We start from the raw sequence: 14,476 nt of genomic DNA, 5'->3' as shown, positions 1-14,476 counted from the left end.
CCCCATGGTCCCGCATCCCGGGTCTGGTTGGCTCATGAGCATGCGACGTCTGCTGGTCATCGGCATCGGGGCGGGCGACCCCGACTTCGTCACCGTCGGCGCCGTGCGCGCGCTCAACGAGGTCGACGTGTTCCTCGTGCTGGACAAGGGGCCGGCCACCGCCGACCTCACCGCGGCCCGCCGCGACGTGTGCGAGCGGTTCGTCGAGGGCGAGTACCGGTTCGTCGAGCTGTCCGACCCCGAGCGCGACCGCGACCCCGCCTCGGTGGCGAAGGTCGACCGGTACACCCGCGCGGTCGACGACTGGCGCACCGACCGGGCCGTGCTGCTGCAGCAGGCCATCGCCGACGAGGTCCCCGACGGCGGCACCGGCGGCTTCCTGGTGTGGGGCGACCCCTCGCTCTACGACGGCACCATCCGGGTGCTCGAGGAGATCGCCGCGGCCGGCGAGCTGGAGATCGAGTGGGACGTCGTCCCCGGCATCACCAGCGTGCAGGCGCTCACCGCCCGGCACCGCATCCTGCTCAACCGCGTGGGCGGCGCGGTGCACCTGACCACCGGCCGGCGGCTGGCCCGGGAGTTCCCGCCGAACGCCGACGACGTCGTGGTGATGCTCGACAGCGAGCTGGTCTGCCGGCGCTACGCCGACCTGGACCTCGACATCTACTGGGGCGCCTTCCTCGGCACCCCCGACGAGCTGCTGGTGTCCGGGAAGCTCGCCGACGTGGTCGACGAGATCGCCGAGGTGCGGGCCGCCGCCCGCGAGCGCAAGGGGTGGGTCATGGACACCTACCTGCTGCGTCGTCCGTGATCGGGTTGACCGTTATCGAACCGTGACATCCAGATCTTGACCCGAGCCCGAACTCCTCGTGACCCCCCGGACGACCCGGATGTCGAACACACACGAGGAGCTCGACCGTGAACCTGAACAAGACCACCGCCAAGCGCACCGCCGTCGCCGCCGTCGCCATGAGCGCCGCCCTCGGCCTGGCTGCCTGCAGCTCCGACTCCGGCACGAGCTCCAGCGCGGGCACCAGCACCTCCGCCGCCGCGGCCACCGAGTCGACCGTGACCAACCCCGAGCCGATCGCCACCATCCCGGCGATCTCCGGCGGCGACACGGCCGTGGCCCTGGACCAGGGCTTCCTCGACGCCATCACCGGCCTGGGCGTCACCCCGGGCGTCATCGGCGGGGCCACCCTCGAGGGCACCACCCTCGACTTCCCGATCACCGGCGGCACCGCCACCGTCTACGACAAGGACTCGGGCTACCGCCCGTTCGTCCAGGGCGCGATCTTCCACCAGGGCTCGGGTATCTCGCTGACCGCCGGCGCGAACGTCATCCAGCTCGAGAACTTCGTCGTCGTCCCGAGCAAGCCGGCGATCCTCTTCGCCGACGTCTCGGTGAACGGTGAGCTCGCCGCCCCGTCGTTCCCGCTGTTCAACCTGAACGGCACCACCCTGGAGCCCGTCACCGTGGACTCCTCGGGCAACGCGATCCTGACCGGCACCAAGGTCGAGGTCTCCCCGGCCGCCGCCGAGTTCCTCAACACCACCCTGGGTGCCCCCGGCGCCGTCCCGGACAACTTCCTGGTCGGTGTCGCCACCCTGACGATCCCCACCGCCTGATGAAGGACCCGGCTGCCCCCCACGACGCGCTCCGCGCGTAGCGGGGCCCCGCAGCCGGGCCGTTCCAGCACGGCACGTTCCCCCACCGCCTCCGGGCGGTGGGGGTTCCGTGCGTTCAGGGGAGGAGCACCCACACGTGCTTGCCGGCGTCGCTGGCGTACCAGCCCTCGCCGAGCGCGGCGTGCGCGACCAGCCCCAGCCCCATCCCGCCCTCGGCCGGGTCGCGGTCCAGCGCCGGGCGCGGCGGGTCCTCGACCGCCCGGTCGCAGACGGTGAGCAGCCAGGCGTCGTCGGTGCGGCCGATGTCCACCTCGACGGGGGTGCGGCCGTGCCGCAGCGCGTTGGACATCAGCTCGTCGACGGCCAGCACGAACATGTCGGGGTCGGCCACGGCGGGACGGCCGTCCGTGCGGTGCTCGCTGATCCGGTCGCGCAGGTCCCGGCGGATGCGGGGCAGGTCGGCCAGCCCGGTGGGCGCCCAGTGCCACAGCGGTCGGGCCTCCGGTGGGTGGTGCTGCTGCCAGGCGGTCGTGTGCTCGGCCACGGCAGTCCTCCTCCGGTCGACGTCCACCAGCGGCATGCCCCGACGCGCCGGAGGTGGAAACGCCCACCCACCTACCATCGACACGTGATCGACCTGCGGCTCCTGCGTGAGAACCCCGACCTCGTCCGCGCCAGCCAGCGGGCCCGCGGCGACGACGAGTCCGCGGTGGACCGGCTGCTGACCGCCGACACCGAGCGCCGCGCCGCCGTGCACCGCGCCGACGACCTGCGGGCCGAGCAGAAGGCCGCCTCCCAGTCGGTGAAGAAGGCCACCCCCGAGGAGCGGCCCGCCGTCCTGGAGCGGGCGAAGGCCCTGGCTGCTGAGGTGAAGGCCGCCGAGGAGGCCGCCCGCGTCGCCGACGAGGCCCTGCGCGCGGCGCACATGTCGATCGCCAACGTCGTGGCCCCCGAGGTGCCCCCCGGCGGCGAGGACGACTCGGTCACCCTGCGCCACGTCGGCGAGGTGCCCACCTACGACTTCGAGGTGCGCGACCACCTCGAGATCGGCACCGCCCTGGGCGCGATCGACATGGAGCGCGGCGCCAAGGTCTCCGGGTCGCGCTTCTACTTCCTCACCGGTCCGGGCGCGCTGCTCGAGTTCGCCCTCGCCCAGCTGGCCATCACCCGGGCCGTCGCCGCCGGGTTCACCCCGGTGGTCGCCCCGGCGCTGGTGCGCCCCGAGGCGATGGCCGCCACCGGCTTCCTCACCGAGCACGACGAGGAGGTCTACCGGGTCGAGCGCGACGACCTCTACCTGGTGGGCACCTCCGAGGTCCCGATCGCGGCCATGCACGGCGACGAGGTGCTCGACCTCTCCGCCGGGCCGAAGCGCTACGCCGGGTGGAGCGCCTGCTTCCGCCGCGAGGCCGGCTCCTACGGCAAGGACACCAAGGGCATCATCCGCGTGCACTGGTTCGACAAGGTCGAGCTGTTCAGCTTCTGCGCCCCCGAGGACGCCGCCGCCGAGCACCTGCGGCTGCTGCAGTTCGAGGAGGAGTTCCTGCAGGCCCTCGAGCTGCCCTACCGCGTGGTCGACATCGCCGCCGGCGACCTGGGCACCAGCGCCTCGCGCAAGTACGACCTCGAGGCGTGGTTCCCCACCCAGGGCACCTACCGCGAGCTCACCTCGACCTCGGACTGCACCACGTTCCAGGCCCGCCGGCTGGGCATCCGCTCGCGCGACGCCGACGGCAAGCCGCAGACCGTGGCCACCCTCAACGGCACCGCCTGCGCCATCGCCCGCACCATCGCCTGCCTGCTGGAGTTCCACCAGCGCGCCGACGGCTCGGTGCACGTGCCGGTCGCGCTGCGGCCCTGGCTGGGCGGCCTCGAGGAGCTCCGGCCGGGCATGTCCCTCGTGCCCACCCCGTGACGTCCCACATCCCGGCGCGGGCGGCGAACACGCTGCCCCAGCACAGCGGGGGAGCCGGCAGCGACGAGGTCGTCGAGCTCGGTGACCTCGGGCCCTGGCGCCCCCGGCTGGTGGCCACCGACCTCGACGGCACGCTGCTCACCCGGCACGGCACGGTCAGCGACCGCACCCGCGCCGCGATGGAGGCCAGCTGGGTGGCCGGGGTGCCGGTCGTCGGCGTCACCGGCCGCGGGCCGCGGCTGCTGGACAGCGTGCGGACGACGCTCGGCGGGCGCGGCATCGGCGTGCTGGCGCAGGGCGGCTTCGTGGTCGCGTTCGGGCAGACCCCCGCCGACGACGAGGTGCTGCGCACGGTCGGGCTGCCCCGGGACGAGGCGCAGGCGGTGATCGACGCGATCGAGGCGGTGACCGGCGAGCTGGTGCTGGCCGTCGAGGACGCGGCCACCCAGAGCGAGGCGCTCTCCCCGCTGCGGGTGCAGCACGGCTTCGAGTGGCCCTACCCCGAGCCGGCCGACCTCCTCCCGCGGCACGAGGTGCTGCCCGCCGGCCCCGTGCTCAAGGTGTTCCTGCGCTCGGAGACGCTCGGGCAGGACGAGCTGCTGTCGCTGGCCCGCTCGGTCACCGACCCCGCGGTCGCCGAGGTCACCCACGCGGGCCTGGGCTTCATCGAGGTGCTGCCCCCCGGCGTCACCAAGGCCTCGGGTCTGGCGGTGGCGCTCGAGCGGTTCGGGGTCGCCCTGCCCGACGTCCTGGTGTTCGGCGACATGCCCAACGACCTGCCCATGATCACCGCGGTGACCGCGGCCGGCGGCCGCTCGGTCGCCGTCGCCAACGCCCACCCCGCCGTCCTGGCGGCGGCCACCGCACGCACCAGCGGCCACGACGCCGACGGCGTCGCCCGCTACCTGGAGGCCCTGCACCCATGAGCGACTGGCGACCGAAGCTCATCGCGAGCGACATGGACGGCACGCTGCTGCGCAGCGACGAGACCGTCGCCCCGGCCACGCTGGACCAGCTGCGGCTGTGGGGCGAGGACGGCGTGCCGTTCGTGCTGGCCACCGGCCGTCCGCCGCGCTGGATGGTCGCGATCCGCGAGGTGATCACGACCGGGACGGCGATCTGCTGCAACGGCGCGGTGCAGCTGGACCTCGAGCGGTTCGAGGTGCTCGCCGAGCACACGGTCGCCCCCGAGGTGCTGCGCGAGGTCACCGGCCGGCTGCGGACCGCCCAGCCCGACACCTGGTTCGCGGTCGAGTACGGCCTGGAGTTCCGGCACGAGCCGGTGTACCAGCCCCGCTGGGACGTCGACGCCCCCGGCGTCGCGCAGGCCACGCTGGAGGAGATGGTCGCCGCGCCCGCGGCCAAGCTCCTGGCCCGGCACGAGCAGCTGCCGCGCGAGGAGTTCCTGGCGCTCGTGGCCGAGGTGGTCGGCGACCGGGCCACCGTCACCAACTCCTCCTCCGACGCCATGGCCGAGATCTCGGCCCCGGGCATCAGCAAGGCCACCGGGCTGGCCGAGGTGTGCGCCGCCCGGGGGCTCACCGCGGCCGACGTCGTCTTCTTCGGCGACATGCCCAACGACCTCGCGGCCTTCCACTGGCTGCGCGAGGGCGGTGGCCGCGCGGTCGCCATGGGCAACGCGCACCCCGACGTCCTGGCCGCCGCCACCGACATCACCGACACCAACGACGAGGACGGCGTGGCCCGCTTCCTCGCCTCCCTTCGCTAGGAGACCGCGATGCCCCACCTGCGTTCCGACGTCACCACCCAGGGCCGCAACGCCGCCGGCGCCCGTGCGCTGTGGCGGGCGACCGGCACCGGCGAGGACGACTTCGGCAAGCCGATCGTCGCGATCGCGAACTCCTACACCCAGTTCGTGCCCGGGCACGTGCACCTCAAGGACATGGGCGACATCGTGGCCGACGCGGTGCGTGCGGCCGGCGGGGTGCCCAAGGAGTTCCACACCATCGCCGTGGACGACGGCATCGCGATGGGCCACGGCGGGATGCTCTACTCGCTGCCCAGCCGCGAGGTCATCTCCGACGCCGTCGAGTACATGGTCAACGGGCACGCCGCCGACGCCCTGGTCTGCATCTCCAACTGCGACAAGATCACCCCGGGCATGCTGAACGCGGCCATGCGGCTGAACATCCCGACCGTGTTCGTCTCCGGCGGGCCGATGGAGGCCGGCAAGGCGGTGGTGGTGAACGGGGTCGCGCAGGCGCCGACCGACCTGATCACCGCGATCTCGGCGTCGGCGTCCGAGGCGGTCGACGAGGCCGGGCTCAGCGAGGTCGAGCGGTCGGCCTGCCCGACCTGCGGCTCGTGCTCGGGCATGTTCACCGCGAACTCGATGAACTGCCTGACCGAGGCGCTGGGCCTCTCGCTCCCGGGCAACGGGTCGACGCTGGCCACCCACGAGGCCCGCCGCCAGCTCTTCGTGCAGGCCGGGCACACCGTCATGGACCTGGCGAAGCGCTGGTACTTCGAGGACGACGCGAGCGCGCTGCCCCGCGGGATCGCCACGAAGGCCGCCTTCGAGAACGCCATGGCCCTCGACGTCGCCATGGGCGGGTCGACCAACACCGTGCTGCACGTGCTGGCCGCCGCCGCGGAGGGCGAGGTCGACTTCACCCTGGCCGACATCGACGCCATCTCCCGGCGGGTGCCCTGCCTGGCCAAGGTGTCGCCGAACTCCGACTTCCACATGGAGGACGTGCACCGCGCCGGCGGCATCCCGGCCATCCTGGGCGAGCTGCGCCGCGGCGGGATGCTGGACGAGGACGTGCACGCCGTCCACGCGTCGTCGCTGGCCGAGTGGCTGGACCGCTGGGACGTCCGCGGCGGGTCGGCGTCGGACGAGGCGATCGAGCTGTTCCACGCCGCCCCCGGCGGCGTGCGCACCACGCAGGCGTTCTCCACCGCGAACCGGTGGAGCTCGCTCGACACCGACGCCGCCGAGGGCTGCATCCACGACGTCGCGCACGCGCACACCGTCGACGGCGGCCTGGCCGTGCTCACCGGCAACCTGGCCCCGCAGGGGTCGGTGATCAAGACCGCCGGCATCCCCGAGGAGCTGTGGGTCTTCACCGGTCCGGCCCGTGTGGTCGAGAGCCAGGAGGCCGCGGTCGAGGTGATCCTCTCCAAGACCATCCAGGCCGGCGAGGTGCTGGTCGTCCGTTACGAGGGCCCGGCCGGCGGCCCCGGGATGCAGGAGATGCTGCACCCCACGGCCTTCCTCAAGGGCACCGGCATGGGCAAGAAGTGCGCGCTGATCACCGACGGCCGGTTCTCCGGCGGGTCCAGCGGCATCTCGGTCGGCCACATGGCCCCCGAGGCCGCAGCGGGGGGTGCGATCGGGCTGGTGCGCGACGGCGACGTCATCACCATCGACGTGCACCGCCGGCTGCTCGAGGTGGCCGTCGACGACGCCGAGCTGGCCGACCGCCGGGCCAAGATGGAGGCCTCGGAGCGGCCGTGGCAGCCGGCCGAGCGGGACCGTCCGGTGTCCCGTGCGCTGCGCGCCTACGCCGCGCTGACCTCGGGCGCCGACACCGGCGCCGTCCGCCGGCTGCCCTGATCCGTCCCCCCGGCGACCGACATGTCGACGCCGGGGGGACGGTCACCGCGCTGATTCGCGGCGGGGCTCAAGGGCCCCGCCGCGGCTGCCGAAGGTGCGTGCGGATCGAGAACCGCCCCGTCCGCACCCCCAGGAGCTCCTGCATGGCCACCGGCGCCGCACCGTCCCGTCTCGCCCCGTCGTCGTGGGGCCTCCGCGCCCGGCTGCTGGCCGCCATCCTGGTCGTCGCCGCCGCGTGCGCCGGCATCGCCGGGTTCGCCGTCGCCCGGATGTCCGGGCTGAGCGCCGAGGCGCAGCGGGTGGCCTCCGAGGGGATGGTCCCGCTCGACGCCCTGCGCACCCTGCAGGCCACCTGGTGGCAGCAGTCCACCGAGGAGGCCCGTTCCTCGATCCAGGGTCTGCCCCCGTCGGACACGGCGCGCTGGCAGAAGAACGCCCAGGACCTGAACGCCGAGGTGGGCCGGCAGCTGCAGGCCCTGACCGCGCTCCCGCTGGACGACGCCGCGCGTACGGCCGTCGCCGACTTCACCACCGCGAAGGCGGCCTACGACACGGCGCTGGTCTCGCTCGTCGGCACCCGCACCAGCGGCGACGACTCGCAGGCCCCGGCCCTGCTGGCCACCATGGGCCAGCAGCAGCAGATCCTCGCCCAGGCGTTGGTCGACGCCACCGCGGCGGCGACGGCGACGGCGACGGCCATCACCGAGGGCGCCCGCGCCGACTACGAGTCCGCCCGCACCACCACCGTCGCCATCGCCGCCGCGGCGCTGGTCGCGGCGATCGCGCTGGCCGTGCTGGTGGCCCGCAGCGTCACCCGTCCCGTGGGCCGCATCCAGGAGGTCCTCGGCCAGGTGGCCGACGGTGACCTGCGGGTGCGGGTCGGCGCGGCCGGCCGTGACGAGCTCGGCGACGTCGCCCGCTCGCTGGACCGGACGCTGGACGGCCTGGCCGAGGTGTTCGCCGTCGTCACCGGGTCGGCCACCCGGCTGTCGGCCGCCTCGTCGGAGCTGTCGGCCGGAGCCGAGGTCGTCGCCCAGGACTCCGCCCAGGCCGCCCGCCGCACCGAGGTCGTGGTGGCCTCCGCCGGCGAGGTCTCGGGCAACGTGGCCACCGTCTCGGCCGGGTCGGAGCAGATGCGCTCGGCGATCGGGGAGATCGCGCACAACGCCCAGCAGGCCTCGCAGGTCGCCGCGCAGGCCGTCGACGTCGCCGCGGAGACCACCCGCACCGTGCACACGCTCGGGGAGTCGTCCCAGGAGATCGCCTCGGTGGTCAAGCTGATCACCGCGATCGCCGAGCAGACCAACCTGCTGGCGCTCAACGCCACCATCGAGGCGGCGCGGGCCGGCGAGGCCGGCAAGGGCTTCGCGGTCGTGGCCAGCGAGGTCAAGGAGCTGGCGCAGGAGACCGCCCGGGCCACCGAGGACATCGCCCGGCGGGTCGAGACCATCCAGGGCGACACCGCCGGCGCGGTCGAGGCCATCGGGCGCATCTCCTCGGTGATCGGCGAGATCAACGACTACCAGGCGACGATCGCGGCCGCCGTCGAGGAGCAGACCGCCACCACGACCGAGATGAACCGCAACGTGGCTGCCGCGGCCGCCGGTACCGAGGAGATCTCCGGCGCCATCGCCGGGCTGGCCGAGGGCGCCCGCGCCGCCGGCGAGCGGGTCGCCGCGACCCGGGCGGCCAGTGCCGAGCTGGCCACCATGGGCCAGGACCTCGAGCTCGCCGTCGCCCGCTTCCGGATCTAGGCGGACTGCTGGCCCGCCGTCCTCCGACGGCGGGCCAGCAGGACGTCGACCGCCAGGAAGGCGGCCAGGCTGACCCCGAGCAGGGGCAGGAACCAGCCGACCGCCACCGTGAGGACGGCGAGACCGGCCAGCATCGGGCGGGGCAGCCGGCCCAGCCCGGCGGGGGCGGGCCACCGGCGCGAGCGCTGCCACCACATGCGGTAGCCCAGCACCACCACCGCGGCCAACCCGAGCGCGAGGCCGGCCAGGGCGACCTGGTTGGCCACCCCGAACAGCACGCCCATGTGCAGGTCGACGCCCCAGCGGGCCAGCTTGGCCATCAGCGGGTGGTCCGCGAAGCGGGTCGTGTCCACGACCTGGAAGCCGTCGGGGTCGACCGCGGCTGCGTCGACGGCGGTCGGGAAGGCCCGGTGCACCTCGGTCACGGTCCAGAACGACCCGGGGGCGGCCGGCAGCGCGATCTCCACCTCGTCGCTGGTGATCCCCGCCCCGACCGCCGCCGCCCAGACCGGGTCGACGTCGGCGGGGTCCACGGCGGCGTCGACGGGTCGGGGGGCGGCGCCGCCGCCGTGCCCGGCGTGCTCGTCCACCGCCATGCCCTCGTGGCTGGTGGCCAGCGCCGGGTTCGACCAGCCCAGCGCCGCGCGCAGGTCGGTGACGTGCGCCCCGGCGTAGGCCGACCAGGTGAGCCCGGTGGCCGAGAGCATGAGGAAGCCCAGCACCGACCAGGTGCCCAGCACCGCGTGCCACGAGCGGGTACGGGACCGGCCGGTGGCGGCGCGGTCGGGCAGCAGCGCGGCGCGGGCCGAGCGCCGGGCCCGCGCCCGGGCGACCCACAGCGCCAGCCCGCCCAGGGCCACCACCCACAGCCAGGAGGCGGCCAGCTCGCTGTAGAGCCGTCCGACGTCCCCCAGGTGCAGGGTGCGGTGCAGGTCGGAGACCCAGGCCCGCACCGGCAGGGCACCCGACGTCCCGTAGACGTCCTCCTGGCCGAGCACCTCGCCGGTGGCCGGGTCGAGGAAGACCGCGTGCCGGGTGGACTCGGCCAGCGTGCCGTCGTCGAACAGCACCCGGGTGGTGCCGCCCTCGGGCGCCGGCCGGACGGCGACCAGGCCGTCGACCGTGGTGACCTGCTCGGCGGTGGCGACCTGGTCGGCCAGCGAGACCGTCGGGTCGGGCGCGCCGCCGGTGAGCAGGTCGGCGTACACCACCCGCTCGACCTGGGGGCTCAGCGCGTAGGCCGCACCGGAGAGGGCAGCCACGAGCAGGAACGGCCCGATGAGCACGCCCGCGCAGAAGTGCAGCCGCAGCAGCAACGGGCGCAGCAGTGCCCAGGTGCCCGGGCGGGCGACGGGTGGGGCGGGGCGGGTGGTGCTGTCCAGCGACACGGGTCTCCAGGGATCGGGCGCCGACCCCGGGGGCCGCCGTCTCGGTGATCAGTCGTCACCGGACGGCGGGGAGTTCCCGGACTACAGGTACTGACCGCCCCCGGGCTGCGGGGCCGCGCCCTGCGGGCCGCCGGGCAGCGCCTTGCGCCGCATCTCGTCGAGCTGGGCCCGGGCGGCCATCTGCTGGGCGAACAGCGCGGTCTGGATGCCGTGGAACACGCCCTCGAGCCAGCCGACCAGCTGCGCCTGGGCGATGCGCAGCTCGGCGTCGCTGGGGGTCTCGTCGGCGGTGAAGGGGAGCGCGATGCGCTCGAGCTCCTCGCGCAGCTCGGGGGACAGGCCGTCCTCCAGCTCGCGGATCGAGGCGGCGTGGATGTCCCGGAGCCGGTTGCGGCTGGCGTCGTCGAGCGGAGCGGCCCGCACCTCCTCCAGCAGCTGCTTGATCATGGTGCCGATGCGCATGACCTTGGCGGGCTGCTCGACCATGCCGTCGAGGCCCTCGGCCCCCTCGGCACCCTCGCCGACGCCGGGCATCGGCACGGCGCCCACCGGTTGCCCGTCGGGGCCGACGACGACGACCTGGCGGCCGGGCTGGCCCTGGGCTTCGGGTGCAGTCATGCCCCCATCCTGCCCGGGCGGCCCGCGCCGGGCCCGGCGGCCCCTGTGACGGATCGGCCCCTCACGGTGACGGCCGCACGGTTAGGGTGCGGGGCATGGGACCGGGGGCCGCACGGCTGGACGTGGCGCGCGTGCGCGGGCTGTTCCCCGGGCTCTCCGACGGCCTGGTGCACGCCGACGGCCCGGCCGGGTCGCTGGTGCCCGAGAGCGTGCTGCGGGCGGTGTCCCAGGCCATGCGCGTGCCGATCGCCAACCGGGGCGGGGTCTTCCCGTCGTCCGCCCGGGCCGAGCAGCTGGTCGCGGGGGCCCGGTCGGCGATCGCGGACCTGGTGGGTGGTCAACCGCGCGGTGTCGTCCTCGGCCCGAACCTGACCTCGCTGACCTACACGTTCGCCCGCACGCTGGCCAAGGCCTGGCGGCCCGGCGACGAGATCGTGGTCAGCCGGCTCGACCACGACGCCAACATCCGTCCGTGGGTGCAGCTGGCCGAGGAGGCCGGGCTGCTGGTCAAGTGGGCCGAGGTGGACATCGAGTCCGGCGAGCTGCCCGAGTGGCAGTACGACGAGCTGCTCACCGACCGCACCCGGCTGGTGGCGGTCACCATGGCCAGCAACGCGATCGGCACCCGCCCCGACGTCCGCGCGATCGCCGACCGGGCGCACGCGGTCGGGGCCCTGGTGTTCGTCGACGGCGCGCACGCCGTGCCGCACGGGCTGGTCGACCTCACCGCCAGCGGCGCGGACTTCCTGTCGATGGCGGCCTACAAGTGGTGCGGCCCGCACGTCGGCGCCGTCGTGGCCGACCCCGACCTGCTGGAGTCCCTGGACCCCGACCGGCGGGTGCCCACCTCGGACCGGGTGCCCGAGCGGTTCGAGACCGGCACGGCCGCCTTCGAGCTGTTCGCCGGGGTCTCGGCGGCCGTGGAGCACCTGGCTGCGCTCGCGCCGGACGCCACCGGCACCCGCCGCGAGCGGTTGGCCACCTCGATGGCCGAGGTGGTGCGCTACGAGGGCACGCTGTTCGACCGGCTGGACCGGGAACTGCGGGGCATGCGGCACGTGCAGGTGCTCGGGTCGCCGCTGTACCGCACCCCGACGCTGTCGTTCACCGTCTCGCGCATGACCCCGCGCGCGGTGGCCCGCGAGCTCGCCCGCCGCAGCATCTGCGCCTGGGACGGCGACTACCAGTCCGGCGAGCTGTTCGACGCACTGGGCGTCAACGAGCAGGGCGGGGCCGTGCGGCTCGGGGTGCTGCACTACAACACGATGGAGGAGGTCGACCGCGTCGTCGACGCGGTCGCCGCCCTCGCCTGAACGGGTCCTTCCTCAGTCGTTGACCAGCAGCACCTTGCCGGTGTGCGAGCTCTCCTCGAGGATGCGGTGCCCGTCGGCGGCCCGGGCCATGGGCAGCCGGGTGTGCACGACCGGCCGCACCCGGCCGGCCTCGACGTCGGGCCACACGTGCGCCCGGACGGCGGCGACCACCGCGCCCTTGCCGTGGCGCCCCTCGACCGGTCGCCCGCGCAGCCCGGCGGCGTAGACGCTGCCCCGCTTGGCCAGCAGCGCGCCGATGTCCAGCTCGCCCTTGCGACCGCCCTGCATGCCGATGACGGTGATCCGGCCGTCCGGGGCCAGGGCGGCGACGTTGCGGGCCAGGTAGGCCGCGCCCATGTTGTCCAGCACGACGTCGGCCCCGCCGGCGGCCCGCACCACCTCGACGAAGTCCTCGTCCCGGTAGTTGATCGTGATGTCGGCGCCCAGCTCGCGGCAGAAGGCCAGCTTCTCTGCGCTGCCGGCCGTGGTGGCCACCCGGGCACCGGCCCGCTTCGCCAGCTGGATGGCCATGGTACCGATGCCGCTGCCGCCGCCGTGCACCAGCAGCAGCTCACCCGCGGCCAGCCCGGCCTGCATGAACACGTTGGACCACACGGTGCAGGCGACCTCGGGCAACGCGGCGGCCGCGGCCAGCTCGACCCCGGCGGGTCGGGGGAGCAGCTGCGCCGCGGGGACGGCGACGCGCTCGGCGTACCCGCCGCCGGCCAGCAGGGCGCACACCTCGTCGCCGACCCGCCAGCCCTCGACGCCCGGGCCGACCTCGCTGACGATGCCGCTGCACTCCAGGCCCAGCACCTCGCTGGCGCCCGGCGGCACCGGGTAGTTGCCCTCGCGCTGCAGCAGGTCGGCCCGGTTCACGGCGCTCGCCACGACGTCGAGCACGACCTCGCCCTCGCCGGCGACCGGATCGGGGACCTCGCCCCACACCAGGGTGTCGGGGCCGCCGGGGGACTCCTGGGTGATCGCACGCATGCCCCGACCGTAGGGGCCGGTCGGTGAGCGCGCCCGGGCGGCAACCCGCAGGGTGGGGCGTGCACCAGCTCCCCGTCCCCGCCGTCGACGCCGTCCCCGCCTGGGTGGGCGAGCACCTCGGCCACCTGCACCGCGACGACGCCGTGCGCCCCTCGGGCCGGTTCCGCGGGGGCCAGGCCGCCGCCGACGCCGCGCTCGCCACCCTCGACGTCGCCGGGTACGCCGGTCGCCGCAGCCAGGTGCTGCCACCCGAGCGCCGCGGGGCGAGCGCGATGAGCCCGTACGTCCGGCACGGGCTGCTGCAGCTGGGCGAGGTCTGGGACGCCGTCGCCGACGCCCCCACCAGGGACCGCACGAAGTACCGCGACGAGCTGCTCTGGCAGGAGTACAGCCGGCACCTCTACGCCCGGCTGGGCACCCGCACCCGCTCGGCGCTGCGGGCCGAGCCGGCCCGGGCGCACGCCCGCTGGCAGGAGCCCTGGCCCCGCGACATGCTCTGCCTGGACACCGTGCTCGGCGAGCTGGACGACGACGGCTGGCTGGTCAACCAGACCCGCATGTGGGTGTCCTCCCAGTGGACCGTGCGGGCCGGGCACGACTGGGCCGCGGGTGAGGACGAGCTGTACGCCCGGCTGCTCGACGGCTCGCGGGCGGCCAACCGGGTGGGCTGGCAGTGGACCGTCGGCGCCGGCAACGGCAAGGCCTACGGGTTCTCGCGCTGGCAGGTGCGCAAGCGTGCGCCCGGGCTGTGCGAGCGCTGCCCGCTGGCCACCGACTGCCCGATCGAGGCCTGGCCGGACGACCAGCCCACCCGCTGGCTGCCCCGCGAGCCGTTGCTGGCCGCCGACCCGTCGCCTGAGGTCACGGCCGGCCCGGCCGCGGTCGAGTCCACGGGCGCGCCGGCCGCGGTCTGGCTGACCGCGGAGTCCCTGGGGACGGCGGACCCCGCGCTGGCCGCGCACCCCGACCTGCCGGTGGTGTTCGTGTTCGACGAGCCGCTGCTCGCCCGGCTGCGACTGGCGTCGAAGCGGCTGGTGTTCCTCGCCGAGACCCTGGCGGAGCTGGCGCTCGACCGCGAGGTGGAGCTGCACCTCGGCGACCCCGCCGAGGTGCTCGTCGGACGGCAGGTCGCCGTCACCCATGCCCCCGTGCCGGGGTTCCGCCGCCTCGCCGCCGAGGTCCGCCCGGTGGAGCTGCACCCGTGGCCGTGGCTGCACCGTCCGGGGGCGGGCCCGGTGAGCAGCTTCAGCGCCTGGCGCAAGGGCCTGCCCCGCCGTTGACCGTGC

13 protein-coding genes are annotated in these 14,476 nt (G+C 74.9%); 9 read left to right on the top strand and 4 right to left on the bottom strand.

Annotated features, from left to right (window positions below; genetic code table 11):
• Window positions 1-34: 34 nt before the first annotated feature.
• Both cobF and BLP29_RS04635 read left to right on the top strand, forming a co-directional pair.
• Window positions 35-811, top strand: coding sequence for a precorrin-6A synthase (deacetylating) (gene cobF, locus BLP29_RS04640; protein ID WP_243469686.1), 777 nt, complete (start codon window positions 35-37; stop codon window positions 809-811).
• Between the two features lie 107 nt (window positions 812-918).
• Window positions 919-1,629 carry a hypothetical protein gene (locus BLP29_RS04635; RefSeq protein WP_207798291.1) on the top strand — a complete coding sequence of 237 codons (711 nt, stop codon included), beginning with the start codon at window positions 919-921 and terminating at the stop codon, window positions 1,627-1,629.
• 115 nt (window positions 1,630-1,744) lie between these two features.
• Here the strand turns inward: BLP29_RS04635 and BLP29_RS04630 are convergent, their stop codons facing one another.
• Window positions 1,745-2,173 (bottom strand): ATP-binding protein, encoded by a 429-nt coding sequence (locus BLP29_RS04630; protein ID WP_165839277.1) that lies wholly within the window; start codon window positions 2,171-2,173, stop codon window positions 1,745-1,747.
• Between the two features lie 84 nt (window positions 2,174-2,257).
• Between BLP29_RS04630 and serS the strand changes: the two genes are divergently transcribed.
• From serS to BLP29_RS04605, 5 genes are all read left to right on the top strand, one after another.
• Window positions 2,258-3,544 carry a serine--tRNA ligase gene (gene serS, locus BLP29_RS04625; RefSeq protein WP_092800159.1) on the top strand — a complete coding sequence of 429 codons (1,287 nt, stop codon included), beginning with the start codon at window positions 2,258-2,260 and terminating at the stop codon, window positions 3,542-3,544.
• A complete protein-coding gene (locus BLP29_RS04620) occupies window positions 3,541-4,470 on the top strand; it encodes an HAD family hydrolase (RefSeq protein ID WP_243469685.1) in 930 nt (309 codons plus the stop codon). Before serS ends, BLP29_RS04620 begins: the two co-directional genes overlap by 4 nt.
• A complete protein-coding gene (locus BLP29_RS04615) occupies window positions 4,467-5,273 on the top strand; it encodes an HAD family hydrolase (RefSeq protein WP_092800156.1) in 807 nt (268 codons plus the stop codon). Before BLP29_RS04620 ends, BLP29_RS04615 begins: the two co-directional genes overlap by 4 nt.
• Window positions 5,274-5,282: 9 nt before the next feature.
• The gene (ilvD, locus tag BLP29_RS04610; protein WP_092800153.1) at window positions 5,283-7,124 is read left to right on the top strand and encodes a dihydroxy-acid dehydratase; all 1,842 of its coding nucleotides are present in this window, start codon (window positions 5,283-5,285) and stop codon (window positions 7,122-7,124) included.
• A 143-nt stretch (window positions 7,125-7,267) separates the two neighbouring features.
• Complete coding sequence (locus BLP29_RS04605; protein WP_092800150.1) at window positions 7,268-8,878, top strand: methyl-accepting chemotaxis protein; 1,611 nt, start codon at window positions 7,268-7,270, stop codon at window positions 8,876-8,878.
• On the opposite strand, the gene BLP29_RS04600 is transcribed toward BLP29_RS04605, so the two are convergent.
• Together BLP29_RS04600 and BLP29_RS04595 are read right to left on the bottom strand one after the other, a co-directional pair.
• A complete protein-coding gene (locus BLP29_RS04600) occupies window positions 8,875-10,266 on the bottom strand; it encodes a PepSY-associated TM helix domain-containing protein (protein ID WP_207798290.1) in 1,392 nt (463 codons plus the stop codon). The two genes, BLP29_RS04605 and BLP29_RS04600, sit on opposite strands and share 4 nt — an antisense overlap.
• Window positions 10,267-10,347: 81 nt before the next feature.
• Window positions 10,348-10,884, bottom strand: a complete 537-nt coding sequence (locus BLP29_RS04595) for a bacterial proteasome activator family protein (protein WP_092800147.1) — start codon at window positions 10,882-10,884, stop codon at window positions 10,348-10,350.
• Between the two features lie 95 nt (window positions 10,885-10,979).
• Between BLP29_RS04595 and BLP29_RS04590 the strand changes: the two genes are divergently transcribed.
• On the top strand, window positions 10,980-12,197 hold the full coding sequence (locus BLP29_RS04590) for a cysteine desulfurase-like protein (protein WP_092800144.1): 1,218 nt from the start codon (window positions 10,980-10,982) through the stop codon (window positions 12,195-12,197).
• A gap of 12 nt (window positions 12,198-12,209) precedes the next feature.
• On the opposite strand, the gene BLP29_RS04585 is transcribed toward BLP29_RS04590, so the two are convergent.
• Entirely contained in the window at window positions 12,210-13,190 is a 981-nt protein-coding gene (locus tag BLP29_RS04585) for an NAD(P)H-quinone oxidoreductase (protein WP_092800141.1), read from the bottom strand.
• 59 nt (window positions 13,191-13,249) lie between these two features.
• On the opposite strand from BLP29_RS04585, the gene BLP29_RS04580 reads away from it, so the two are divergent.
• Window positions 13,250-14,470, top strand: a complete 1,221-nt coding sequence (locus tag BLP29_RS04580) for an FAD-binding domain-containing protein (protein ID WP_092800138.1) — start codon at window positions 13,250-13,252, stop codon at window positions 14,468-14,470.
• Window positions 14,471-14,476 lie beyond the last annotated feature (6 nt).

The sequence above is a fragment of the Klenkia marina genome (assembly GCF_900101025.1).
Lineage (GTDB): Bacteria > Actinomycetota > Actinomycetes > Mycobacteriales > Geodermatophilaceae > Klenkia > Klenkia marina.
Note: the sequence above shows the minus strand (reverse complement) of the source record. Positions and strands in the feature narration are given on the sequence as shown.

Excerpts from the sequence above, each read along its gene's own strand:
- BLP29_RS04590 (WP_092800144.1), top strand. The coding sequence starts at position 10,980 with ATGGGACCGGGGGCCGCACGGCTGGACGTGGCGCGCGTGCGCGGGCTG.
- cobF (WP_243469686.1), top strand. The coding sequence starts at position 35 with ATGAGCATGCGACGTCTGCTGGTCATCGGCATCGGGGCGGGCGACCCC.
- ilvD (WP_092800153.1), top strand. The coding sequence starts at position 5,283 with ATGCCCCACCTGCGTTCCGACGTCACCACCCAGGGCCGCAACGCCGCC.
- BLP29_RS04595 (WP_092800147.1), bottom strand. The coding sequence starts at position 10,884 with ATGACTGCACCCGAAGCCCAGGGCCAGCCCGGCCGCCAGGTCGTCGTC.
- BLP29_RS04615 (WP_092800156.1), top strand. The coding sequence starts at position 4,467 with ATGAGCGACTGGCGACCGAAGCTCATCGCGAGCGACATGGACGGCACG.
- BLP29_RS04605 (WP_092800150.1), top strand. The coding sequence starts at position 7,268 with ATGGCCACCGGCGCCGCACCGTCCCGTCTCGCCCCGTCGTCGTGGGGC.
- BLP29_RS04585 (WP_092800141.1), bottom strand. The coding sequence starts at position 13,190 with ATGCGTGCGATCACCCAGGAGTCCCCCGGCGGCCCCGACACCCTGGTG.